This is a genomic window from Acinetobacter guillouiae (assembly GCF_002370525.2).
GTDB classification, from domain to species: Bacteria; Pseudomonadota; Gammaproteobacteria; order Pseudomonadales; family Moraxellaceae; genus Acinetobacter; species Acinetobacter guillouiae.
In genome coordinates, this window is sequence record NZ_AP014630.1 from 3005572 (window position 1) to 3029274 (window position 23703).

General features: G+C 35.8%; 29 protein-coding genes. 21 read left to right on the forward strand and 8 right to left on the reverse strand.

Features of this window, described 5'->3' with window-relative positions; translation table 11 throughout:
- Nucleotides 1-13: 13 nt before the first annotated feature.
- Together AS4_RS14020 and AS4_RS14025 are read right to left on the reverse strand one after the other, a co-directional pair.
- Nucleotides 14-277, reverse strand: coding sequence for a hypothetical protein (locus AS4_RS14020; RefSeq protein ID WP_096734539.1), 264 nt, complete (start codon nt 275-277; stop codon nt 14-16).
- A gap of 20 nt (nt 278-297) precedes the next feature.
- Complete coding sequence (locus tag AS4_RS14025) at nt 298-549, reverse strand: hypothetical protein (protein ID WP_096734540.1); 252 nt, start codon at nt 547-549, stop codon at nt 298-300.
- Between the two features lie 133 nt (nt 550-682).
- Here AS4_RS14025 and AS4_RS14030 point away from each other — a divergent pair, with 133 nt between their 5' ends.
- The 7 genes from AS4_RS14030 (at nt 683) to AS4_RS14060 (ending at nt 5954) form a co-directional block, all read left to right on the forward strand.
- Nucleotides 683-1348 carry a LexA family protein gene (locus AS4_RS14030; protein ID WP_096734541.1) on the forward strand — a complete coding sequence of 222 codons (666 nt, stop codon included), beginning with the start codon at nt 683-685 and terminating at the stop codon, nt 1346-1348.
- 18 nt (nt 1349-1366) lie between these two features.
- On the forward strand, nt 1367-2278 hold the full coding sequence (locus AS4_RS14035) for a hypothetical protein (RefSeq protein WP_096734542.1): 912 nt from the start codon (nt 1367-1369) through the stop codon (nt 2276-2278).
- A complete protein-coding gene (locus tag AS4_RS14040) occupies nt 2268-2720 on the forward strand; it encodes a hypothetical protein (protein ID WP_096734543.1) in 453 nt (150 codons plus the stop codon). Before AS4_RS14035 ends, AS4_RS14040 begins: the two co-directional genes overlap by 11 nt.
- 1 nt (nt 2721) lies before the next feature.
- The gene (locus tag AS4_RS14045) at nt 2722-4728 is read left to right on the forward strand and encodes a coiled-coil domain-containing protein (RefSeq protein ID WP_096734544.1); all 2007 of its coding nucleotides are present in this window, start codon (nt 2722-2724) and stop codon (nt 4726-4728) included.
- Between the two features lie 107 nt (nt 4729-4835).
- The gene (locus AS4_RS14050; protein ID WP_096734545.1) at nt 4836-5285 is read left to right on the forward strand and encodes a hypothetical protein; all 450 of its coding nucleotides are present in this window, start codon (nt 4836-4838) and stop codon (nt 5283-5285) included.
- A 17-nt stretch (nt 5286-5302) separates the two neighbouring features.
- Nucleotides 5303-5608, forward strand: a complete 306-nt coding sequence (locus tag AS4_RS14055; protein ID WP_096734546.1) for a hypothetical protein — start codon at nt 5303-5305, stop codon at nt 5606-5608.
- An 85-nt stretch (nt 5609-5693) separates the two neighbouring features.
- Nucleotides 5694-5954: a DNA-binding protein gene (locus AS4_RS14060; RefSeq protein WP_096734547.1), complete on the forward strand. Its 261-nt coding sequence runs from the start codon at nt 5694-5696 to the stop codon at nt 5952-5954.
- A 14-nt stretch (nt 5955-5968) separates the two neighbouring features.
- Here AS4_RS14060 and AS4_RS14065 read toward each other — a convergent pair whose 3' ends face one another.
- Entirely contained in the window at nt 5969-7198 is a 1230-nt protein-coding gene (locus AS4_RS14065) for an integrase family protein (RefSeq protein ID WP_096734548.1), read from the reverse strand.
- Between the two features lie 167 nt (nt 7199-7365).
- On the opposite strand from AS4_RS14065, the gene ybgC reads away from it, so the two are divergent.
- The 7 genes from ybgC to pal all read left to right on the forward strand — a co-directional run bounded on the left by ybgC (nt 7366) and on the right by pal (nt 13027).
- The gene (gene ybgC / locus AS4_RS14070) at nt 7366-7773 is read left to right on the forward strand and encodes a tol-pal system-associated acyl-CoA thioesterase (protein WP_004724526.1); all 408 of its coding nucleotides are present in this window, start codon (nt 7366-7368) and stop codon (nt 7771-7773) included.
- A gap of 24 nt (nt 7774-7797) precedes the next feature.
- Nucleotides 7798-8496, forward strand: a complete 699-nt coding sequence (tolQ, locus tag AS4_RS14075; RefSeq protein WP_004724528.1) for a protein TolQ — start codon at nt 7798-7800, stop codon at nt 8494-8496.
- Nucleotides 8496-8945, forward strand: a complete 450-nt coding sequence (tolR, locus tag AS4_RS14080) for a protein TolR (RefSeq protein ID WP_004724530.1) — start codon at nt 8496-8498, stop codon at nt 8943-8945. Before tolQ ends, tolR begins: the two co-directional genes overlap by 1 nt.
- A 3-nt stretch (nt 8946-8948) precedes the next feature.
- Nucleotides 8949-10331: a cell envelope integrity protein TolA gene (tolA, locus tag AS4_RS14085; protein WP_096734549.1), complete on the forward strand. Its 1383-nt coding sequence runs from the start codon at nt 8949-8951 to the stop codon at nt 10329-10331.
- A 67-nt stretch (nt 10332-10398) separates the two neighbouring features.
- The gene (locus AS4_RS14090; RefSeq protein ID WP_096734550.1) at nt 10399-10845 is read left to right on the forward strand and encodes a hypothetical protein; all 447 of its coding nucleotides are present in this window, start codon (nt 10399-10401) and stop codon (nt 10843-10845) included.
- 277 nt (nt 10846-11122) lie between these two features.
- A complete protein-coding gene (gene tolB / locus AS4_RS14095) occupies nt 11123-12406 on the forward strand; it encodes a Tol-Pal system beta propeller repeat protein TolB (protein ID WP_004724537.1) in 1284 nt (427 codons plus the stop codon).
- A 51-nt stretch (nt 12407-12457) separates the two neighbouring features.
- Nucleotides 12458-13027, forward strand: coding sequence for a peptidoglycan-associated lipoprotein Pal (gene pal, locus AS4_RS14100; protein WP_004822680.1), 570 nt, complete (start codon nt 12458-12460; stop codon nt 13025-13027).
- Nucleotides 13028-13188: 161 nt separating this feature from the next.
- Here the strand turns inward: pal and AS4_RS14105 are convergent, their stop codons facing one another.
- Nucleotides 13189-13794, reverse strand: coding sequence for an SMI1/KNR4 family protein (locus AS4_RS14105; RefSeq protein WP_096734551.1), 606 nt, complete (start codon nt 13792-13794; stop codon nt 13189-13191).
- Nucleotides 13795-13873: 79 nt separating this feature from the next.
- Entirely contained in the window at nt 13874-14059 is a 186-nt protein-coding gene (locus AS4_RS14110) for an NF038105 family protein (protein ID WP_004724542.1), read from the reverse strand.
- Nucleotides 14060-14234: 175 nt separating this feature from the next.
- On the opposite strand from AS4_RS14110, the gene AS4_RS14115 reads away from it, so the two are divergent.
- The 5 genes from AS4_RS14115 (at nt 14235) to AS4_RS14140 (ending at nt 17582) form a co-directional block, all read left to right on the forward strand.
- Nucleotides 14235-15209: a class 1 fructose-bisphosphatase gene (locus tag AS4_RS14115; protein ID WP_096734552.1), complete on the forward strand. Its 975-nt coding sequence runs from the start codon at nt 14235-14237 to the stop codon at nt 15207-15209.
- 110 nt (nt 15210-15319) lie between these two features.
- The gene (locus AS4_RS14120; protein WP_004724547.1) at nt 15320-16096 is read left to right on the forward strand and encodes a TrmH family RNA methyltransferase; all 777 of its coding nucleotides are present in this window, start codon (nt 15320-15322) and stop codon (nt 16094-16096) included.
- Nucleotides 16097-16251: 155 nt separating this feature from the next.
- The gene (locus AS4_RS14130) at nt 16252-16866 is read left to right on the forward strand and encodes an RNA polymerase sigma factor (protein ID WP_016539489.1); all 615 of its coding nucleotides are present in this window, start codon (nt 16252-16254) and stop codon (nt 16864-16866) included.
- The gene (locus AS4_RS14135; RefSeq protein ID WP_004822689.1) at nt 16859-17185 is read left to right on the forward strand and encodes a hypothetical protein; all 327 of its coding nucleotides are present in this window, start codon (nt 16859-16861) and stop codon (nt 17183-17185) included. The genes AS4_RS14130 and AS4_RS14135 overlap by 8 nt, the downstream gene beginning before the upstream one ends.
- Nucleotides 17175-17582: a DUF3106 domain-containing protein gene (locus AS4_RS14140; RefSeq protein ID WP_004724554.1), complete on the forward strand. Its 408-nt coding sequence runs from the start codon at nt 17175-17177 to the stop codon at nt 17580-17582. The genes AS4_RS14135 and AS4_RS14140 overlap by 11 nt, the downstream gene beginning before the upstream one ends.
- 215 nt (nt 17583-17797) lie before the next feature.
- Here the strand turns inward: AS4_RS14140 and glnA are convergent, their stop codons facing one another.
- The 3 genes from glnA to AS4_RS14155 form a co-directional block, all read right to left on the reverse strand.
- A complete protein-coding gene (glnA, locus tag AS4_RS14145; protein ID WP_016539490.1) occupies nt 17798-19213 on the reverse strand; it encodes a type I glutamate--ammonia ligase in 1416 nt (471 codons plus the stop codon).
- A 442-nt stretch (nt 19214-19655) separates the two neighbouring features.
- A complete protein-coding gene (locus AS4_RS14150) occupies nt 19656-20189 on the reverse strand; it encodes a GTP-binding protein (protein ID WP_096735536.1) in 534 nt (177 codons plus the stop codon).
- A gap of 134 nt (nt 20190-20323) precedes the next feature.
- On the reverse strand, nt 20324-21265 hold the full coding sequence (locus AS4_RS14155) for a hypothetical protein (RefSeq protein WP_096734553.1): 942 nt from the start codon (nt 21263-21265) through the stop codon (nt 20324-20326).
- Between the two features lie 631 nt (nt 21266-21896).
- On the opposite strand from AS4_RS14155, the gene AS4_RS14160 reads away from it, so the two are divergent.
- Both AS4_RS14160 and AS4_RS14165 read left to right on the forward strand, forming a co-directional pair.
- The gene (locus AS4_RS14160; RefSeq protein WP_096734554.1) at nt 21897-22349 is read left to right on the forward strand and encodes a hypothetical protein; all 453 of its coding nucleotides are present in this window, start codon (nt 21897-21899) and stop codon (nt 22347-22349) included.
- A 465-nt stretch (nt 22350-22814) separates the two neighbouring features.
- Complete coding sequence (locus AS4_RS14165; RefSeq protein ID WP_096734555.1) at nt 22815-23333, forward strand: hypothetical protein; 519 nt, start codon at nt 22815-22817, stop codon at nt 23331-23333.
- The last annotated feature ends 370 nt before the right edge of the window (nt 23334-23703 follow it).

Consider the following 23703-nt stretch of genomic DNA (forward strand, 5'->3'; position numbering starts at 1 on the left):
CTGATGTCAGATATCAGGCTTTTTTAATGTCTAAAATTTGATTTGGTTCAATTTGATCAGGGCTCCCAACGAGTCCCAAGCTTTCCCTTTTCTTCCTATTTTTATTCGCTCTTTCAAGCATTAAGCTAACTTCATGGAATTCACCCATGATTGCTTTTTCTAATAGGATGACCGCTTGATGTGCATAGTCTTTACCTCTTACATCCGCAACCAATCTCAAACGCTCCATCATGTCAGGGAGCATCTTTAGTCGTAGATCTTCTTTTTCTAGACTCATTTTTATCTCTTTTGAATTAGTTAAACCGTAGATGAATTACCATTAAGGTTGTCTAAAAGTTTTGTTGGAAACAAACCAAAATGCTGAAGAATTTCTGTTTCAGAAACCTTCCCATTGCTTGCAACTGACAAGGCTTTACGAAGGTTTTTTCGTGGTTCTTTATAGCGGTACAGCAAATGAGTTTTTATATAACCAACTGTTGTTCCTGCATCTTTTGCATATTTTTCTAATTCTTCTGGGCTTTGCTGCTGTATGAAATCGCTGAAATTCATTGATAAATCCTCTTGTATAAATCCAAATATTACCTTTTAGGTAATACAAATACAATCTTTTTTCTTGTTTACCTTTTTGGTGATGAAACTACAATTAACAAATGTGACTTGTCACAAAAAATTTAGGGAATATATGGACAGCAAATCAATCAGATACAAAAACACTCGCTTACTTGTTGATCAAGTTGGCGGCGTGTCCAGTTTTGCTGACAAAATTGGGAAAGGACAATCTCAAACTAGCCAATTTGCTGGTACGAATCCAATTAAAGGGATTGGCAATAAAGTGGCTCGTGAAATTGAATTAGTATTCGATAAACCACATGGTTGGTTAGACATACTCCATGATGAGCAAACAAATATAACTGATGGAAATGTTTCAGAACCTATCCCAATGAAGGGTGAGTTTGTTCCTGTCATTTCTTGGGTTCAGGCAGGTGCTTGGACTACTGCTGAAGCTGTGCCTTCGGGTACACAGTTTGATGAGTGGTTACCACCAAACCCAAAATGTGGAAAACATGGCTATGGACTAGAGGTATCTGGAGAATCAATGCTGCCAGACTTCCGCCCTGGCGATAAAATTTATGTGAATCCTGACTTTCAAATAAATGATTTAAAAACAGGTGATTTGGTTATTGTTGCTTGCGATGGTGAAACAGAAGCAACTTTCAAGAAATTGATTGTAGAAAGCAATGGTATGTATTTAGAACCCTTAAACCCAAAATGGCTTGGAAAAATCATTGAGCTGCGTGAAGGCTGCAAATTGGTAGGTAAAGTTGTTGGTTTATATAGGGATGTATAATTTAAATGAGCAATCCTAATGAGTGATATCTTTTTTAATTACAATGGTAATAAATGGGAAGTTTTTTGTGAAAGGATGATGAGGCATCATTACACTCAACAATACTTTACTTCTGTGCCTGCTAATGATCGCGGTGATTGTGGGCTTGAGTTTTTCACACGAGATGGAAGTATTTTCCAGTGTTATTTTCCTGATCCCACATACTCTATGAGTGATTATAAAACTCATGTTCAAACTAAAATAAGAACTGATTTAAAAAAACTAAAGAAATATGAAAACCAAATTCAAGAATTTTTAGATGATATTATTATCCAACAATGGGTATTGCTTATTCCTGAAAACAAAACTAAAGATCTAATTAAGTATTGCAATACTAAAAAGAGAGAAACAATTAAGGCAGACATATCTTTCATAGATAAAGAAAATTTTACAGTTAAGATCGAAACTGCCGACAGTTATCCATCTTCCAAAAAATTTGCTTTAAAGTATTCAGATGAACTGATTCATATTGATTCCAATCTAAACATCCAAAATTCAATATCCAGTTTCAAAGATAGTATTTTTGAAAAAAATATTAAAAGAAAATCTAGCTTTATTTCCAGAAAACCTGATGTTTTTTCTAGAAATATGACTGAAAAATATTTAAATATATCAAATTATTTAGAGAAATTACGTTTTTCATTTCCTGATACTTATCAAGAGATCGAAGAATGTGGACGCATGTTGTTATCTAAAATGCAAGATATGATCGAAATTGAAGAACTTGAACCAAATATTAATTTTATTCAAGCAGTTAAAAGTCAAAATGAATTTGAAATTGATAAATTGTTTGGAGAAATAATATCCAATTTTAATAAAAATGAATTACCCTACGGCTTCATTTCCAAATGGATTGCTGAATGTAATATGGATTTTTATGATGAACAATAAATCTATTAAAATTGCCATTAATAATAAACCCTATCCAGTCCCAGTAGAAATGCGACCTTTATGGAGAATTGGCTTAGTAGTACTGATCGTAAAGAGAATGAATCTTCTCAAAAAATCTGTAGACTTAAAAAAATTAAATGTTACTTTATGGATGTTAATTCGAAGTCACGATTGGGAGATTTTCCAAATATTTTTAAACTCTAATTCTACTAATCCACCATTTATCACTTCTGATCAAGCAAATTATATTGCTATCGAATTAGCTTTCAACAAGAAGCTAATAAAATTTGATATGGAAAAAATAATAACCACTAAAAATGGTGACATTTTTTTTAATTCCATCATAGAAAATTCAATATTTACAAATGAGTTAAACTTCATCAACCAAAATGCATCATCTCTTACGAATGTAAAAATCGATCAAATTATGGGTAAAAAATAAAATGCTAGCTCTAGAATTAGTTAAATTATCAATTGTCGTTAATACTTTCCAAAGTAAAACATTTAGGGCTGACATTAATTTTTCAAAAGGTCTAAATGTAATTAGAGCTGACAACACTTCCGGAAAATCAACATGTGTAAATGCTATAGCTTACGCTCTTGGTTTGGAATCAATTTTAGGACCACTAAAGAAAAAGCCTTTCCCGAGATCACTATATGATGTGATAAATGATAATAAGAAAAATAATAATGTATTTAATGTATCTTCTTCATCAGTCTCACTTGAAATTAAAAATAGGTTCGGCGAAGTTGCTAAATTGACTCGAGCTATTAAGGATCCTAATAACTTTATAACTATTGAAGAAAATGATGATTTACAAGACTATTTTTTAAAATCTTCAGGAACATTAGGTTCAGCAAAATCATCACTTGGTTTCCACAATTGGCTTGAGGAGTTTATGGATTGGAAGTTGCCACTAGTTCCAAATATAACTGGTACAACTACAAAACTCTATTTAGAAACAATTTTTCCACTTTTTTTTATTGAACAAAAACGGGGATGGTCAGAAATACAAGCAAATGTTCCTGTAAATTATGGAATTAGAAATGTAAAAAAGACTGCAATTGAATATGTTTTAAATATTTCAAATTTTGAAAATGAAAATAAACTAAACCAATATAGAAGTCGATTAGATACTCTTGAAGAACAGTGGAACTTTAATATTAAATCAATAGAATCTCTCTGTGACACGTTCGATTTTAGTAGTTCCAAAATTGAATCTTTAACAAACCAAAATTTCCCTATAAATTATTATATGATAGGTGTAAATGCGAACATCTTATTATCTGAAGCAAAATTATCTCTAGAGAATCATCTGTCAGAAATTTCAGATGAGGATTCTAATGTAGAATTTGAAAATGAAATTTCTAATCAAAGAAATATTTTAAGAAGCCTTTTAGATGATATCAATGACTTAGAGCACCAAAAGGATGAGTTAAAGATTGTTCTACATGAATCTAAAAATAAATCAGAAATTTTGAATAGTGATTTAGAAAAATACAAACAGCTAGATTTATTAACTAAACTTGGTTCAAAGCACAATATTGGAGTAACTTTAGACGAATGCCCTATTTGTCACAATCAACTTTCTGATTTTTTACATATTTCACATAAAAAATCTAAATCAAATCCAATGACATTAGAACAAAATATTATCTTTATTAAAGATCAATATAATTTCATAAACAATATAATTAAAAAACATAGTTCTCAAATTTCTGAACTTCAAAATCAATTAAATATAAAAAAATCATTGTTGAATGAAGAAGAAATAAAGTTTAATAAACTAGAATCAGATTACTCTGAACTATTTGGAAATATACACCACAATATAAGAAAAAAAATTGAACTTGAAAATAAAATTGAAAAAATAGATCAATTTACAATCAAGGTGGAAAATTATGAAAATAACCTTAAAAACATACAAGGAAAATGGGAAACTGTTAATGCTTCATATATTATTTTAAAACAGAGAATGGAGTCATCAGACACTACTAATATAATTAATCAATTAGAAGAAATTATGAAAAATAATTTGGATTTATTTGGATTTTCTGAATCATCAGTTGATGAAATTTCAATTTCTAAATCAACTCTTCGCCCAGAACAAAATGGATATGACATTATTGCTGAGACTTCAGCAAGTGATTATATCAGAACAATTTGGGCATATACTTTAGCATTACTCGAATTAGGTTCTGATGAAAACTTCGAAATTAATCATGGTGGATTTGTTGTATTTGATGAACCTCGCCAGCATGAGGCAAGATCAAAAAGCTTATATGATTTAATCGAACACACTTCTGAAATTTTTGCCAATCAAGGTCAAGCAATTTTTACTACAAGTTTCGAAAATCTTAATTCTTTTGATCATAAAATTAGCAATGCAAACATCATCTATTTTGATGACTACATACTTCAATCTGATCAAAATAAATTAAAAAGGTAATTTATTGATTGCAATAAATTACCTTTTAGGTAATATTTATCTCCTAAGTATAAAAAAGCCCCGAAACTTTGGACGGCGACGGGGCTTTGCAACTAAGCGAGATAAGTATGAACACAAAGCCTAATTCAATCAATCCCACCCTTACACATCGCGTACAGCCACTTAGTCGCTTCAAAATTGCCCTAGTGACTGGATTATTGACAGTTGGTGCAATTGCACTGGCTTACGATCAAACAGCAACACCATACAAGCCAGCTGTTACCATTCCAAACGTCATATCATCCACATATAACATTGATGCCTTAAAACTCACCTCAGACACCTCAGGCATAGCTGTAATTAAATTAGATAGCTTCCTACTTAAAGTAAGTTTTGATTTTGATACTCGTCCAGACAATGATGGAATTCCTGGTACAGAATTTACTGCAGTAGACATTACCAATCTCGCGATAGATGAAATCACGGATGTAAATGGTAAAGACTGGAATGACTTCACAGATTACAACGACCATAGAAACATCAATCAAATGATTGTGTCTTATATCGAGCGTAACTAACTTGTGGAGGCAAAATAATGATTTCTACCAACCCAAATAAAACTGAATTCATCAGCAATGAAAACGGTGAATTCCGCATGCGCATCTACTCATCTGAATACATCCAAAAAAATGGTGAGATTTACCGAGTGAGTAAATCCGGCTATCTATTCCTTATTGAATTTGCGGAACATTTAGAAAAGCCCTGGATTAGTCTTAGTTTTGAAAAAGAGCGCAAATTTCAAAAGCGTAAGGCTTTAGCAATTGGTTTAAAAAAATCACACATCCCTTCTTATGAGCGTCGTACTTACAAAAAACGTATGGGTTTGATCGGGGTTCATTAATAGCCAATTTTGACAAAGCAATTGATGCTTTAAAAATTATCAATATGGCATTTCAAGTAAGCACAATGATTGATGAGGTAAACAAATGAGTAGAACTTCAAAACTAACAAAAATGACTGAAGAAGAAAAACTCTTGGCAGCAAAGATTTTTTGGGAATCCCCTTCAGATGCAACATTCCCACCTACCACGGTAGCAATTGTATTTAATGTATCCCTTCCCTGGTTACAGCTTAAACGCTGTGAAGGTGGAGGCATACCATTCATTAAAGGCGCTAGAAAAATCTCGTACACAAAAGGAGATGCCGTTAAGTATTTTGAAGGCCAAAAACTTACAAATACAATCTGATTTAAAAAGGAGGTTTAGCCTCCTTTTTTATATCCCTCAAAAACTATGTCCTCAACTTCCTGCATGGCCAACCTTAGCTTTTTATCGCTAATCTGGATATAACCCTCAGTTACATCACCCGAAACCGTATGATTCAATAATCTCTTAATCGTGTACTGACCGTAATCAAGATTCTCAGCAATGGTGCCAAAGGTACGTCTAAGGTCGTGGAAAGTGAACTCAATACCTGTTGCATCAATTATTTTTTGTTTAGCTTCAAATAAATTCGTTGTATAGCCTTTTTTCTTAGCCTTAGGGGAAGCAAAAACATACTCATTGAACTTTTGCTCATCTCTTTTCTTCATGATCTCCCAAAGACGCTCACCCATAGGTAATGTATGAACTTCACCATTCTTAGGATCATTTGAAGTTATCCAGCCATACTTTAAATCCACTGCATCCCATTTTAATGTTTGGCATTCATCACGGCGAAACCCGGTGAGTATCAAAGTTATAAGAAAGTCTCTGACTGTATTTCGTTCCTGTCGTAAGGCGGTGAAATTCATTACAGCGTTAATCCAATCGGTTAACTGTTCTTGTTTGACATATCCTTTGCGGCGTTTAATTTTGTTCCATGTTCTTTTTGCTTTAAGAGTTGCTACTGGATTCACTGCAGTAATTATTGACTCATCTTTGGCATCAAGAAAATGCTCTATAGAAAAATTAAAGATCGCCCTGAAAACAGCCATTGCTAGATTTGCTTGAGCTGGACTTCTTTCAGTTAATTCTGTGTATTTTGCTTGGACTTGAATTCGCGATATATCCCCGATCTTAAGTTTTTTCCAATCAGCTAAATAATCATTAACCACCTTGTCATAATCCTTAAGTGTTCTTGGTTTTAATGTTCTATTTTTAAGATATTCATTATAGGCGATCTCAAAAGTTGGATGCTGTCTCGATACGTTTAAAATATGTTCATTTTGCTCACGCTCAGCCTTCTTTTCTTCATTTGGATTGTAACCTTGTGCCATTTGAGAAAGCAGACCTTGTGCTAAAATTCGCGCCTGTGATAGTGTTAAATTGCCATGTAGACCAATAGTAGACCGTACCGCTTTACCTTTGACTTTTTTTTCAACAATGTAGGTCTTACAAGTTGAATTAACTCGTACAGCAAAACCAATAAGTTCACTGTCCCTGTAAATGCCTGGCTCGCTTAGAGTATCAATTGCAGTTTTAGTGAATTTTATGCGTTCTGACCTAGACATTGTTTAACCCTATTAAGCTATAACGATCGCTAGTAAGCAGTATACATTTTGGTCTACTATGCGTCTACTTTATGATTTTTTTAATTAACTTAAACTTTTCATATACAATTTAAAATCACTAACCTTTTGATAGATATGCAATAAACAACACAGGAATGCATAGCAACATGAGTAATAAATTCGAATTCCAAATCCGTGTATATATCGAAGATACAGATGCAGGCGGTATCGTATACCATGCCAATCATATCCGCTTTATGGAACGTGCACGGACAGAATGGCTACGTGCATCCGGTATTGACCACTATTGGCATCAAAAAGATTACAATTTTGTCGTGCATAAAATTGCATTGAAATATTCTCGCCCTATACTCATGGACGATCTTATTACTGTTACAGCAAGTGTAGTTTCATGTAAAGCTTCGTCATTTGTGTTGCAACAGAATATATATCGTGGTGAAATCATGCTTGCTTCTGGCGAGGTGGAATTGGCATGTTTAAGTACAGATATGAAACCTCGTAGAATTCCTGACGAAATCCGTGATTTAATTCTTCGAGAATTAGCTCACGAATAAAAAATACTTTTGGCACATGTAACTATGGCAACACAACTAGAATCTTCTTTACACATCTCTGATTTAATTTTACAAGCGAGCCCTGTGGTTCAATTGGTGATGCTAATCTTAGTACTCGCATCCGTTTTTAGTTGGTATTTGATTGCCAAGTTGCATATGGGCTATAAGAAAGCACATCAAGGCGATGAGCATTTCCAAAAAATCTTCTGGTCTGGTGCTGAACTCAATACCTTATATAACAATGCTCAGCTTAATTCTAAGCGAAGCGGTTTAGAAGATATTTTCTATCAGGGTTTAAGTGAGTTTTTAAAACTTAAAAAACGTCATGCTGAAACTGCATCGATGATTGAAGGTACTGAACGTATCTTGCGTGTAGGACTCAGTCGTGACCAAGGTCGTTTAGAGCAAGGCTTAAGCTCTCTCGCCAGTATCGGTTCTGTCGCACCTTATATTGGTTTATTTGGTACTGTTTGGGGCATTATGAGTGCATTCATTGGCTTAGCTCAGGTTGAACAAGTTACCTTAGCCACTGTTGCACCAGGTATTGCTGAAGCATTGATTGCAACTGCGATTGGTTTATTTGCTGCAATACCAGCGGTACTAGCATTTAACCATTACACTGCAAAAGGCGAAGAAATTTATTCAGATCGTGCATTATTTGCAGAAGAAATGGTGGCGCTATTACAACGTCAGTCTGTGGGAACTACACAGGAAGATGAATAATGACAATCCAACGTTCTGGACGTTTTGAACGCGTCAAAAAACCTTTAAAAAGTGATATGAATGTCGTTCCATATATCGACGTCATGTTGGTTTTATTGGTTATTTTTATGGTGACAGCACCCATGATTACCACGGGTGTTAAAGTTGATTTACCTCAAGCAAACAATAATCCGATTCAATCTGAAGATCGACCAGCCATCGTGACTTTAGAAGCAGATGGTACGATTAAACTTGAAGACAAAAACCATAAAAATGAGGTTTTAACTTTAGATGAGTTAAAAACAGTACTTACAGAAAATCAGCAACAGGCTCAAGCAAATAACAAGCAATTGAGTGTCTTGATCAATGGTAGTGAATCACGCCCTTATGGTGAAGTCATGAAACTCATGTCTACACTACAAGATGCTGGTTTAAGCCAAGTGGGTTTACTGACAGAGTCTGTAAAGTAAGTTATGAAAAATATTCAAAAGCCACAATCTAAAGAAAAAGCGATTGCACTTGGATTTACCCTAGGTATTCATGTGGTGGCGATTACTGGCTTACTTTTTCTCGGTTTAAGTCAACCACCTGAGCCACCCAAGCAAATTAAAACCGTTTTAATTAAACCTGAAGATTTACCACCGCCTGAACCCAAGCCTTTAGTAGAAACTGATGCCACTGAAACGGCAGATAGCAAGGTTGCAGAAAATACTCAGCAAACAGCGGAACCCGATCAAACTGCACCAGAAATTCCAACTGAAGCAAATAACACACCAGATACCAAGGCGATAGATGCACAAAAAGCTGCCGAACAGGCCAAGGCAGCCGCATTAGAACAGCAATTGGCTATGGCAGCGGCTAAAGCAGCACAAGAAAAAGCCTTAAAACTTTCTCAAGCTAAAGCAGATGCTGCAGAAAAAGCCAAACAAGAGGCAGCTGAAAAAGTAAAGCAGGCTAAAAATGCTGCTGAGAAAGCTAAGGCTGAAGCTGAAGCAAGATCTAAAGCAGATGCAGCAGCTAAGGCCAAGCAAGAGGCGCTTCAAAAAGCCAAAGCGGATGCTGCGGAAAAAGCCAGACTCGCAAGACTCAATGCCGAAGCAAAAAGCAAAGCAGAAGCTGCTGAAAAAGTCAGGAAAGAAGCCGCAGATAAGGCCCAACAGGCCAAAGCGGATGCTGCTGCAAAAGCCGATGCTGCTGCAAAAGCCAAGGCAGAAGCTGCTGCAAAAGCTAAGGCAGAAGCTGCTGAAAAAGCCAGAGCGGATGCTAATGCAAAAGCTAAAGCAGACGCTGCTGCAAAGGCTAAAGCGGATGCTAATGCAAAAGCTAAAGCAGATGCTGCTGAAAAAGCCAAGGCAGATGCTAATGCAAAAGCCAAAGCGGACGCTGCTGCAAAGGCTAAAGCAGATGCTGCTGCAAAAGCCAAAGCAGATGCTGCTGCAAAGGCTAAAGCAGATGCTGCTGCAAAAGCCAAAGCGGATGCGGACGCAAAACGTAAAGCTGATCTAGCACGCGAATTAGATGAAGAAAAAGCCTCTGCTGCTGAAAAAGCCAAAGAAGCTGCTGCAAATAAAAAGGCAGAAGCGAGAAAAGTTGCATCTTCTGCGAAAAAGGACTTCGAAAGTAAAGTTCGGAATGCTTGGCGTATGCCAGCTGGCTCAACAGGTCAAAAGGCAACAGCTCGTGTTACACTAACGGATAGCGGTTCTGTGGCCTCGATCATTGTCAATGCATCAGACCCAGATGTAAAAGCAAGTGTGGAACAAGCAGTTCGCAATGCTGCACCTTTCCCAATGCCATCTGATCCAGATGCCAGACGCGAAGCACGAAGTTTTAGTGCAAATTTTACAGTGAAATAATTTTAAAATTACACCCTGTCTTGGCAGGGTGTAATTTAATGCAAGAACAATCACTCGGAAAAATCAAATGCGAGTTAAACCCATATTTGTAGCAATTTCATTATTTTTTCCAACTGCATTATTATTTGCAAAAAATATCGAGCAAGAAAAAATGCTTGAAGTAAATACGCAACAACACCCACCTTCTGCGTCATACGAAAACAAACCGTCTGTACCAACAACAGAAGCATTACTTCAACAAAGTCAAATGGCTCAGCGGATAAATACCGCTAGAGTCAATCGGATTGTTAAAAAGTTGAAAAATTTAACAATTATCCAAGAAAATGCCGATGTTATTATTTACTTAGATGACAGTGGGAATATAAAAGATATTTTAATCACAGAACAAGACAGCGAAGCGTTTTCAAACGCAATCAAAACGGCGATTCAGCAAACAGCACCTTTTGAAATGTCTAAACAGTCATCGCTCAATCAATTATTAAAAGTGATTCGCATCAAATTCCGTGCTGAATAAGTCTCTATTCAACACGAGATAATATATTTTAATGGCAGCAAAAATGGCATTGTTGTCAAATCTATAAAAAAGTAATTTTTACAGCTGCACCATTTAAAATACCAAAAGATCAAGCCGAAATTCATTGGTGTAATAAATTTGAATTTAATTTTTTTAGTAAATCTGTTCAATGATAATCTTTTGTTCACAATTACATGCTTTATATAGATTAAAATCATGTCTTTGTGCTACAAAGCTAAGCATAGTTAAAAATTGATATTTGAGTACATGAAGTCCAATGAAAATCATGCCTAAACATCTATTAGGATTCGCAATTATTGTTGCCTTTAGTCCAGCATTGATCACCACATCATATGCACAATTGCAATTAGAAATTGCCAAAGCACCTGAATCTGCACCTAAAATTGCCATCATTCCATTTAGTAATGATCAATCTATCTACCCTATTGTTGAACAAGATTTAAATCGCTCTGGGCGCTTTACCAGTTCATCAAAAAATCTTCCTGCAACTGCAAACATAAACAATATAAATGCAGAAGCATGGAAAGCGGCTGGGGTTCCTTATGTGGTTTTAGGTGACTCTAAAACCAATGCAGATGGTTCATTGGCAGTACATTACCAACTCTATGATGTTGAAAAGCAGAAATTCCTATTAAATGAATTGCTCTCGATTCCAGCATCACGTGTGCGTTCTGCGGCACATATGATCAGTGACGCAATTTATCAAGCGCTTACAGGGATTCAAGGTGACTTCACAGGACGTATTGCTTATGTGTTACGTAACCCTGCAACACCAGAGACTCGTTATACCTTACAAATTGCAGATACTGATGGTGAGCAACCTAAAACGGTATTAAGTTCAAGAGACCCTATTCTCTCGCCTGCTTGGACGCCAGATGCGAAAAAAATTGCTTATGTTTCATTTGAAACCAAGCGCCCTGCTATTTATATCCAAGACTTAGCCACAGGTGCACGAGAAAAACTCGCTGCATTTCGCGGTTTAAATGGTGCACCAAGTTTCTCTCCTGATGGTAAATCAATGCTGTTTACTGCATCGATGCATGGAAATCCTGAAGTTTATCAAATGGATTTAGATTCACGCCAAGTGAAGCGCATGACCAACGATAGCGCAATTGACACAGAAGCACGTTATGCTCCAGATGGAAAATCATTTATTTTCACATCTGACCGTGGTGGATCAGCACAAATTTACCGTTATAGTTTTGATGATGGCTCGACCAAACGTTTAACTTTCCGTGGTGCATTTAATGCACGTGGTACATTAAGTGCCGATGGTAAATATGTGGCATTGGTACACCGCCCTTCTGGTAGTAACTACAAAGTTGCCATTCAGGAAATTTCTACGGGTATCACCAATATTTTGACACCAACAAGTTTGGATGAATCACCAAGCTTTTCTCCAAATGGACAAATGGTGGTTTATGCAACACGTGAGGGTAATCGTGGCTTATTGGCAATCATGTCTACAGATGGTCGCTTCCGCATGAACTTACCAAGCGAACAAGGTGAAGTACGTGAACCTGCTTGGGCCCCTAAATAATTTAATCAAGATGTAAATCACTTATTTAAAATTGAAATACCGGAGATCAACATGAAGTCAATTCAATATCTAGCTTTACCCTTATTAGCAGCAAGCTTGGTGATGACAGGTTGTGCAAGCCGTAAACCTGCTGCCACTGTAGAATCAGGAACCAATCCAAATAGTGCGACGACAGTAAATACCAGTGGTTTAAGTGAAGATGCTGCTTTAAATGCACAAAATTTAAATGGTGCTTCATCTAAAGGCGTGACTGAAGCCAATAAAGCATTTTTAGCAAAACGTGTGGTACATTTTGATTATGACAGTAGTGATCTTTCCAATGATGACTACCAAACACTACAAGCACATGCACAGTTCTTGATTGCCAATGCCAACTCTAAAGTGGCATTAACAGGTCATACAGATGAACGTGGTACGCGTGAGTACAACATGGCTTTAGGTGAGCGTCGTGCTAAAGCTGTTGAAAGCTACCTGATCACCAATGGTGTTAAAGCAAACCAATTAGAAGCAGTAAGCTACGGTAAAGAAATGCCGATCAATGCTGGTCATGATGAAGCGGCTTGGAAAGAAAACCGCCGTGTTGAAATCAACTACGAAGCCGTTCCTCCTCTTTTAAAATAATGCCAAAGTTGCATTATTAAAATAGACCATAAAAAAATGCCCAATTCAATTGGGCATTTTTACCAGAGCTTATTCTTATCAGCGCTTTCCCATTTCAAGATAAAGTTTTGATTTAGTACAGTAAAATAAGAAACTGCTTAGCATGTTCAAGGTAATTTATATTAATAACGCCATTTCTTGAGTGTTTGCTCATTAAATAACGCAATAAACCTGTCCTCTACCCATTCATCCACTTCATCTGGATGCGCTTCAGCAAAAAACTCAGACTGTACTAAAATCAGACAACCTTTAATATAGTCATCCACACATTCCAATATTTTACTTAAATAAGGCGTGTCGTCATGATCAAAGTAATAGATTTCTTTGCTGATGTCATGAAAGCAAAACATATTGCCATTACCAAGATAATCACTAAATGTAATCAGATGAGGTAAAACTGCTAAATCGGCTTGACTAAATTCAGGTGCATATTGCGGTGCATTAGCCCAAATATCTTTTAAGTAGCCAATATCATCAAATTGCTGCAATTGTTCACCAATATCAGCAATCCCAAAATGTTGATAGAAGATCTTTAAAGATTCAGGTAAGCGACAATTTAAACGCTGTTCAAGTTTTAAAATTTGCTCATCATCAATTGCAGGTGCAATCTCATCATCATTTAAATCAGCTAGAGATTCTAAAATTAGGCGAGTTTTAACATCCCACTCCGGTTCACCAATTTTATTAAACGGAATGATAATGTCTGTTTTGTGATCAATTTCTATCATGAAGCGTTATTGTTCGGGGTTAATATAAAATATATGAATAGAAAAAAGCGCTCATATAGTAATGAACGCTTTTTATTGATTAAGCCTTTGACTCATCTGGCTTGGGGCTTTGCATAGATTCAATCATGTCATGCTTATTGAATTCCTTGAATTCAGGCTTAGCTTCGTAATTCTTCCATGCTTCTTTCACTTTTTCAGCACTAATATCTTTTAAATCAATGCTTTCATTTGGAGTCGGAGTCGCTTCAAACTTTGTCGTTGTCATGTCAGTGCTCCTTTACGCTATTGTACGTATATTCAACATAACACTTTCTAAAATACTTTCAAGGGTAATTTCACGACAAATAACACAGGATAATTTCTATTTTGTGCTGAACTCATCTAAAATAGCCTCCATTATTTGGTTTGTAAAAATTTATCGCTTTTGGAGCACCTCTGATATGTCATATCGCACCCTATCCCAATATTTAGAACAACAACAAGGGAACTTAACACCTGAACTTGCCAATGTAATTGAAACAATTGCAAATACCTGCAAAACCATTGATCAGGCTTTACAGAAAGGTGCTTTAGCTGGTGTCTTGGGGAGTGCACAACATGAAAATGTACAAGGTGAAGAGCAAAAAAAACTTGATGTGATTTCAAATGATTATTTGATTGATGCTTTAAAAGCCAATCCAAATGTAGGCGGACTCGCATCTGAAGAATTAGATGAATTTACCCCAGCTCAAGACAATGGTAAATATTTGGTTTTATTTGATCCATTAGATGGTTCAAGCAATATTGACATTAACATGTGTGTAGGAACAATTTTCTCTATCCTTCCTGCGCAAAATGCTGTAACGCAAGCTGAAGACTTCATGCAAGCAGGGATTCAACAAGTTTCAGCAGGTTATGTACTTTATGGCCCATCGACAATGATGGCTTTGACCGTTGGTGCAGGTGTTGTATTCTTCACTTACGACCCTGAAGAAAAGCAATTCTTGCTCACTTCTGAAAATATTCAAGTTGCTGCGGATACCAAAGAGTTTGCGATTAACTCATCAAACCAACGTCATTGGGAAGCGCCTGTAAAACGTTATATCGATGAACTACAAGCGGGTAAAACATCTATACGTGAAAAAGATTTCAATATGCGTTGGGTCGCGTGTATGGTGGGTGATATTCATCGTATTTTATGTCGTAGCGGTATTTTTTTATATCCATACGATACTAAAGATCCTAAAAAAGCAGGTCGTCTACGTTTAATGTATGAAGCCAACCCAATGAGTATGTTAATGGAACAAGCTGGCGGCGCATCGACTACAGGTCGTACACGTATTTTAGAGATTCAACCGACTGAGTTACATCAACGTGTTCCTGTTATCATTGGTTCTAAGAATGAAGTTGAGCTTGTTACCAGCTACCACAACTAATTCTTCTCTTTTCTTACTCTCTATTTAGGGAGTAACGCCAGCTAGGGTCTGTTGCAATTTCTTTATAGAATGATCACAGACCCTACTTAATTTTTTGGACGTACTCTCCCATGCCTACAATTTTCCTTGAGTCAAAAGACAATCCCAAAATTAAACATCTCAGAGGTTTAATTGAACAAAACACTTACCGTAAAAAACAAGGACAAACTGTACTTGAGGGAACCCATCTTACACTTGCATGGTTAGAAAAAGGTCGAAAAATTAATTCAATTTTCACCACTGAACATGCCTTAGATCATGAAGATTTAGGCAGTATTCTTGACCAATATCAAGGTATCGTGTTTGTGGTGGGTGAATCTTTATACAAAGATTTAAGTACCCTTGGAACCAGCCTTGCATGTCTAGCCATTGTGGATTTACCAAGTTCAACTCAGGCACTGAATTTTACTGAAGACACGCTAATTCTTGAAAATGTCCAAGATCCAGGCAATGTAGGTACATTACTCAGATCAGCGGCTGCTGCGGGTATTGAACAAATTGTCTGTACCAAAGGTTCTGCATCGTTATGGTCACCACGAGTATTACGTGCCGGTATGGGTGCGCATTTTTCATTACACACATATGAAAACGTGATCCTTGAAGATCTGCTCAAGCAATTTAAAATTCCTGTGTATGTGACCAGTTCGCATCAGGCCGAAAGTCTTTATACTAAAAACCTGCGCAAACAATGTGTTTGGATTTTAGGTAACGAAGGTCAAGGTGTTTCAGATTTCGCCCTTAAACGCGCAGAAGCGGTATCTATTCCGCAACCCGGTGGTCAAGAATCACTCAATGTTGCAGTTGCTGGCTCGATTTGTTTCTTTGAAATGGTTAGACAACGACTATAAGGTTAATTTATTTTAAATATTGCCCGTTATTGGAAAAAATCATTTAAACTGAAAAAAATAATTGATTTACATGTCAACCCAAACCATTTTTTTAACGTTATAGAGATATGAATTTAAAATAATGGTGGGTACCCATGACGGGATTTTCCATCTCTATGGACTTAGCACCAAAGAAGTCACAGTCTGAAACAGCAAGTGCTCAAACGAGTACGAGCGAGCAGCGCCTGCGTTTTTTCATGCAGGACGTGACGGGTCGTGCCCTAGTGATGATGGAAAATGCAACCCAAGGTCACAATGGGATTGCGATGGATTTGGTACAGGAAGCATTTATTTCCTTACATAAATCTTATGCTGAGAAATCTACCGAAGAATGGTATCCACTGTTCTATACAATTTTAAATAATAAATTACAAGATTGGCGACGCAAAGAAGCACGACGCGCTTCTCCATTTTCGTTATTTCGAAAAATTGATTTAGATTCTGATGATGAAGAGGCCATGGAAATTGTGGATGAATCCACACCTAATCCACTTCAATTTCTAGATCAAGATGTCACCGTTGAGGAAATTCAAGAAGCCATTAGCCGCCTCCCTGTACGCCAGCAACAAGCATTTATGTTACGTGCTTGGGAAGGATTTGATACACAAACCACTGCATCTATTATGAACTGTACAGAAGGTAGTGTAAAAACTCATTATCACAGAGCTATTCAAGGACTAAGAACTTCGCTCTCACATTTAAATCCGTATGGAGGTTCATCACATGAATAATGATGATTTCACCAAACAAGTGACGGCAAAACTGGATGAAGCTGCACGTCATCACCGCAATAAAGCAGTGGTGATGAACAATGTGCTTGACCATATCCAAGATAAACAAACCTCACGTTTTGGTCACTGGAAAATGACTGGTTTTGCACTTGCAGCGGCAATTACTGGTTTTGTTGTGATTCCCAATGCTTTTGATATATCTCCAGAATCGCAAGTTCCACAACAAGTGGTGATTAGCCCTAAACTTTCACCTCAAATGATGGAAGATTTAGACATGTTATCGGTATTTGGTGAGGATAAAAATTCTCATGGCAGCTAGAAAATTAGCTTTGGCATTTTGTGCTATTGGTTTTCTACAAACAAGTTTTGCTGGATTTGAACGTTTTTGGATTTTTTCTAAAGATGCGAACAGTCAAGTCAATGAAACATGGGATGCCCTTTCTGAGGATGAGCAAAAGGCACTGATTAAGCGCTATCAAAATTTAAAAGAAATTCCGACTGATCAAAGTGCAGCACTGCAACAACGCATGGATTGGTTTACTCAGCTTCCTGAACAAGAAAAGCAAAAAATGCGTGAAGTCTGGCAGCAAATGAGCACCGCTGAACGCAACGAAATGCGTAAAAAAATGCAAAAAGCGTCAACATCTGATGAGCGTAATGAAATTCGTGAACAATATATGGTGAAATATCAACAGAATATCACGGGTTCACACTAAGCATATTTTTAAATTTCATTCATTGCCAGTTATTTAACTGGCTTTTTATCATTAAACTCAGCATCTTCAAACTCAACATCGTCAAAATCCAAACACACCATTACTGACAATTCTCCCCTCTCATAATTTTAAAATTAAAATGCTGAATTTCTAATTTTCATGCATAAAAAAACCTGCACAAGGCAGGTTTTTCATCACTTAAATTCGAAAACGAATTACAAGCTATAATACATATCAAATTCAACTGGGTGAGTCGTTGTATTTAAACGACGTACATCTTCAGTTTTAAGCTCGATGTATGCATCCAACATTTCTTTTGTGAATACACCACCTTTAAGAAGGAACTCATGATCCGCTTCAAGTGCTTCAAGCGCCATATCTAGGCTATGCGCAACTGTTGGGATTTTAGCTTCTTCCTCAGGAGGAAGATCATATAAGTTTTTATCAGCTGCTTCACCTGGGTGGATCTTGTTTTGAATACCATCAAGACCAGCCATCAATAATGCCGCAAAACCTAAGTATGGGTTCATCATTGGATCTGGGAAACGCGCTTCAATACGTTTGCCTTTAGGGCTAGAAACGTATGGAATACGAATCGAAGCAGAACGGTTACGTGCAGAATAAGCAAGCATAATTGGCGCTTCGAAGTGAGGAACCAAACGCTTATACGAGTTAGTAGAAGGGTTTGTGATCGCATTCAATGCACGCGCATGCTTGATAATACCACCGATGAAATAAAGCGCCATTTCTGAAAGACCAGCGTATTCATCACCAGCAAACAAGTTCTTGCCATCTTTAGAGATAGACATATGAACGTGCATACCTGAACCGTTATCACCAACCATAGGCTTAGGCATAAACGTTGCTGTTTTCGCATACTGATGCGCAACGTTCCATACAGCATATTTGAACTGTTGAACTTCGTCAGCTTTACGAACCATCGTATTGAAGCTTACACCAATTTCTAATTGGCAAGATGCAACTTCGTGATGGTGCACTTCTACACGACCAGGGCCCATGATGTCTTCGATACGTGCACACATTTCAGCACGCATATCTTGTGAAGAATCTACTGGAGGAACTGGGAAATAACCACCTTTAACACGAGGACGGTGACCAGAGTTACCTGCTTCATAGTCTTTACCTGTAGACCAAGCAGCTTCTTCAGCGATTAATGTATGGCGAGCGCCAGACATATCGATGTCCCATTTAACTTCGTCAAAAACAAAGAATTCTGGTTCTGGACCAAAGAATGCAGTATCACCAATACCTGTTGATTTTAGGTATTCTTCCGCACGACGAGCAATCGAACGTGGATCACGGTCATAACCTTGACCAGTAGATGGTTCAATAACATCACAAGTAACGACGATGGTTGCTTCAGCAAAAAACGGGTCAAGGAAAGCAGTTTCAGGATCTGGACGTAAAATCATGTCAGATGCTTCAATGCCTTTCCAACCAGCAATTGAAGAACCATCAAACATTTTACCATCTTCAAAAGTATCTTCATCGATAGTATCTGATGGGTAGCTTACGTGCTGCTCTTTACCCTTAGTATCAGTAAAGCGAAAATCGACCCATTTTGCGCCACTTTCTTGTATGAGTTGAAGGACCTTGTTCGCCATGCTCATTTTGCTCCAATGAATTTTTGTTGCACTTGTGAAGTGCGTGTTAGTAGTTGGTATTTATATAGCAAGTAGCATACCAACTTTTAAAATAATTGCTAAAATATTGAATTTCTTATCAGAAAATAAGCTTAGCAACGATTAAATTCCATCTATTATACTGAGTGCAAATAGAATTGCACCATATTCAAACACACTTCTCATTTTAAAATTATTACGCACAATTTTAACGCACTATTTTTGTGCAAACTGAATAAAATGTTTTATCTTGGTGCTTATATTACGCGAACAACACTTTTTATCGACTATTTTTTAAGATGATGGCAATTTTTTATTTCAAAAGCATTAAAATAAGGCGTATTCAGTCTGTATACGCCTTTAACATTGTTCTATACAGCCCTTAATAAAATAACGTAATTTTATAATCTACGATCTACTATATCGACAATTAGCCAAATTCAACTTCTGCTCTTGCAATAAGCGCTTCAACCATGACCAATACATCATCTTTTTTTCTGGCGTCTACTGCAAAAATTGGCATGGTCAATTGATTTAACTGCATCCAATCTTTATACGGTTTTAATAGATGCTGCGGATTTTCATCTATATGGGTCACACCAACCACAATATTATTGAGATGTTCTTTAAAACTTTGAAAATAAAATTTTAAATCTTCAAGTGCATCTTTTTGCGTATGATCAATCAACACCACCGCGCCGATTGCACCTTTACATATCACTGACCAAACAAAATCAAAGCGATCCTGCCCTGGTGTTCCATATAATCCAACAATAACACCTTCATCTAATTTAATTTCACCATAGTCAATCCCGACAGTGGTCAATGCCTTGCTGTGTGCTTGCTCATCTGTATTTTGTGCTTCTGTAGATAAGACTGAAATTTCAGATAATGATTTGATTGCTTCTGTTTTACCAGCGCCCATTTTACCGCCAAAAACAATTTTATACTTTTGTAAGATCACATCATCACCTATTTTTAAACTTATCACTGCATCATATAAACTGATTATGCATTTATTTATCGTGTCAGTTTAAACAAACTTGATTTAAGGGTTAATTTTTACAAGCCTTATTAGATTTGCATGTTTTTACACACTTAAAGCCCTAATTTTTTCCTTAACTTACCAAAAAAACCACGTAAAATGCCTGAAGATTGTTTTTCCTCAGTAAGCAGTTTTGCATCTTCAACCGCTATTTTTTTCAGCGCATTGGTCAACACACCAATTGAAACAAATTTAGCGACTTGTTCTTTGCTATAGCCTGTTTTCTGAGCTACTTGGGAAACACTTGCTCCCAATTCAAAACACGCGGCGATTTTAAAAACCATTTGCCGTTCATTTTGATGATTCGGTTGCGGCCAATCTAGCAGTTTATAACAATCGTTAGAACTGATTGGAATATTGACATCATCTGAATACCACAATAAATTCCACACCCAAGATCTAAGTTCTATACCTTGAAAAGTACTCACAGACTGTGCCATTTGCATAGTTGCATAAGTAAAATTTAAAGAAACATCCGTCCCTTGTACTTTTCGCAGCGGGTCTATCCAAACTTGCTGTGTACGTATATTGACTAATGCAATGTTGCCTTTTGAGTCGAATACTTGAACATTGCCATTTCGCTCATTAAAAAGCTCAGGAACCACCTTAGTTAAATCGGCTTTTTTAGAAATCTGATTGACAATATTGACGGTTTTATCACTGACAGGTACATGTAGATAGCGATCTTTAAACCATTTTCGAATTTCATCTGAGGGTGAAAAAGGTAAATATAATTTATCTCCTTCTATTTGCCCTGATTTTTCATTCTTATTGACCAGACGTAAATAAGGGACTTTTTTGACACCGACCAAATTTTGAATTGTAGGTGAACTAAAAAACATATCATTCACAAGAAGAATATCTAAATGAGGGTCAGCAATATTCGCCCAGCTTACTTGAAGTGAGTCATCATACATAGATCGTATTTTTTGCTTAATTGCATCGAGCACATTTAAACTCAAACCGAATATAGCGATTTTTACTTCTTCTTTCATTTAGCCCCCATGGCCCCATATAGAGTGTGAACAGTTTATCATTTTTATTTAAAAACAAAATACAAAACACTATATTTGCTGTAAAAATTTTGTACAAATTTAATATACTATTAAGCGTATAAAATACAAGAATAGTTATTAAAAAAACTCAAGTAAAATTTAACCCAGATAACACAAAATAAAGTATATTATTAAATTTCAATAACTTAATTTAAAATTAAGCTAAACTAATGATGCTTCAGCTTAGTAATAATGCCAATCAATTTTAATAAAACTAAATGTTTTATTAAAAAATATTAATAACATTTGTATATTAATATCGATAACATGAATAAATTTGTTTTCATTTGATCAATTAATCTTATATTCCTATGCATCCAATAGATGTTTTTAGTGTGTATTGGTTTACCCTGCTTATTAAATAAGTAATATAAAATGTTTTAAAAATAAATTAGTGATTCAGTTTTCGAGTATTTCACTGTGGTACAAAAATTTAAGACGAACTGAGAATGACAACCTAGTTTTAGGAACTGTAGAGGGGGGATGGTAAGATGGTATAAAGGAAATCAATATATAGATATCGTACCTGAAAATAGAATTGTTCCATTTGGGAAAGAGGATATTACGAATAATGACTAATGAGATTAGAAAAATTAACTTTAAGGTTATAAAAAGTGATGGTTTGTGTGCAGGGCTTTGTATGCAAATTATTCCCTCAAGCATCGAAAATAATAGGAATTATTTAAATTCTATTGTTATTGGCGAAACTGCTTTTTCTTTAATCGAGAGGTTTTTTTTTGAAGGTGAAGATAAATGGGCGCATTGGAGAGATGTTTATCTTGATTCAAAAAAAGTTGAAGTGATAATTGGGAGATTAGAAGCTTATAGAATGTATTTGGATTCTAAAATAGTAATAAATGAAAATGATGATATCCAATTCATTTTTAATGAAAGTAAGTTAAATTTTATTGAAAACTTTGAATCATATAAAAATGATGCTATTGAAATGATGGATCAAATTGTTAATTTTTTAAAAAATATTTTAGAAAATAAAGTAGATGGAATAACTGTGATAGGGGTATGACGTTGTTGACTTCAAATAAAAATAGAGTGTACTAGCTTATATCTGCTCTAACGCTCACCTCTCCATCCAATGAAGAATTACAAAGAAACGAACAGCACCTTTATGTTAATCAAAAACGACTTTGTTTTAAATAATCTCATCTTTGCTTGACGTTCTCTGATATGACCACTATCTCCTTGCTATTGTTGATCCTTACTAAGTTGTTTTGCTCGTAGCCATAGCCATATTTCGAAGTCAAAATATTTAAGTTTTGCTTGCCTGAATTTCTATCTAGATCACAGAGATGTGTAAATTTTTCATTACTCATAAATTGAGTCCAAAAACCCACCAGATGAACTGCACCCCGAAAGTTGGACAATTTTAGACTAACTTGGAGGATACATTGCTCTGAGCTTGTTATAATTATTCTTGGAATTATTAAATATAAACACCATTTTTACAGCAAATGTTAGCAGACCTTATTTTATGAAAAAAATATTACTAACTCTGAGTATTCTCCTATCCTGTTTTAGTCTTTCACTTGAGTCAAGTTTTGCTCAGAATGAAAGCACAGCTAAAATATCGAAATCCGAAAAACAGGATTTAATTGATGATTGGGTTGATTATAAATTAATTGAATACCAAATGGATGCATACTTAAATCAACAAAAAAATCCTAATATTGATCCAAATGATCAGAGTGTTGAAGCTTATTCTGAACAAATTAAGCAAAATTTTAAGCAGTATTTTCAGCAATACAAAATCAGCTATCAACAACTAAAGTCACGTACTTCTGAAATGCATGACCTCATTCAACTACAATTACAATATCTTGATCTCACTAAAGATCTAATGTTTAATCCAAAATATGAAGATACACAGCAACATCCAAATCAAGAAAAACAAGTGGTGCTTGAGCAATATCAAGAACTAAATGAACAGATAAAAAAAGATGCTGCAAAGATAGAATTGCAGATGTTAGAGTATCAAAAAAGTTTTAGATAGTTTTTCACTATTTCCATAAATAACACTCAATCAAAAAACCTCCCAGAGGAGGTTTGAATTTAATAAAATGAGTAAAATTATTGTTCAAGTCAAAATTAATATAATTTGATTCTGATGAAAAATTTGGATCTAACACCCCTCATATCCTGTAGCTTTATAATCTTGTAATGAGGATGCTTTTTACTCTACGCTCATCATTCTTATGATCCGAGTATTATAAAAAATCAGAAAATAAAACAAAAAAACAATTAATTCGGGCCTCTTAAATCTTCAATACAACTCTTCTCTTTTTCCTCCTTGTTACGTGCATCAACAGGATTCTTAACGCATTTACAATAATCGTAATACTTTCTCTTATCCAGCTCTTTGG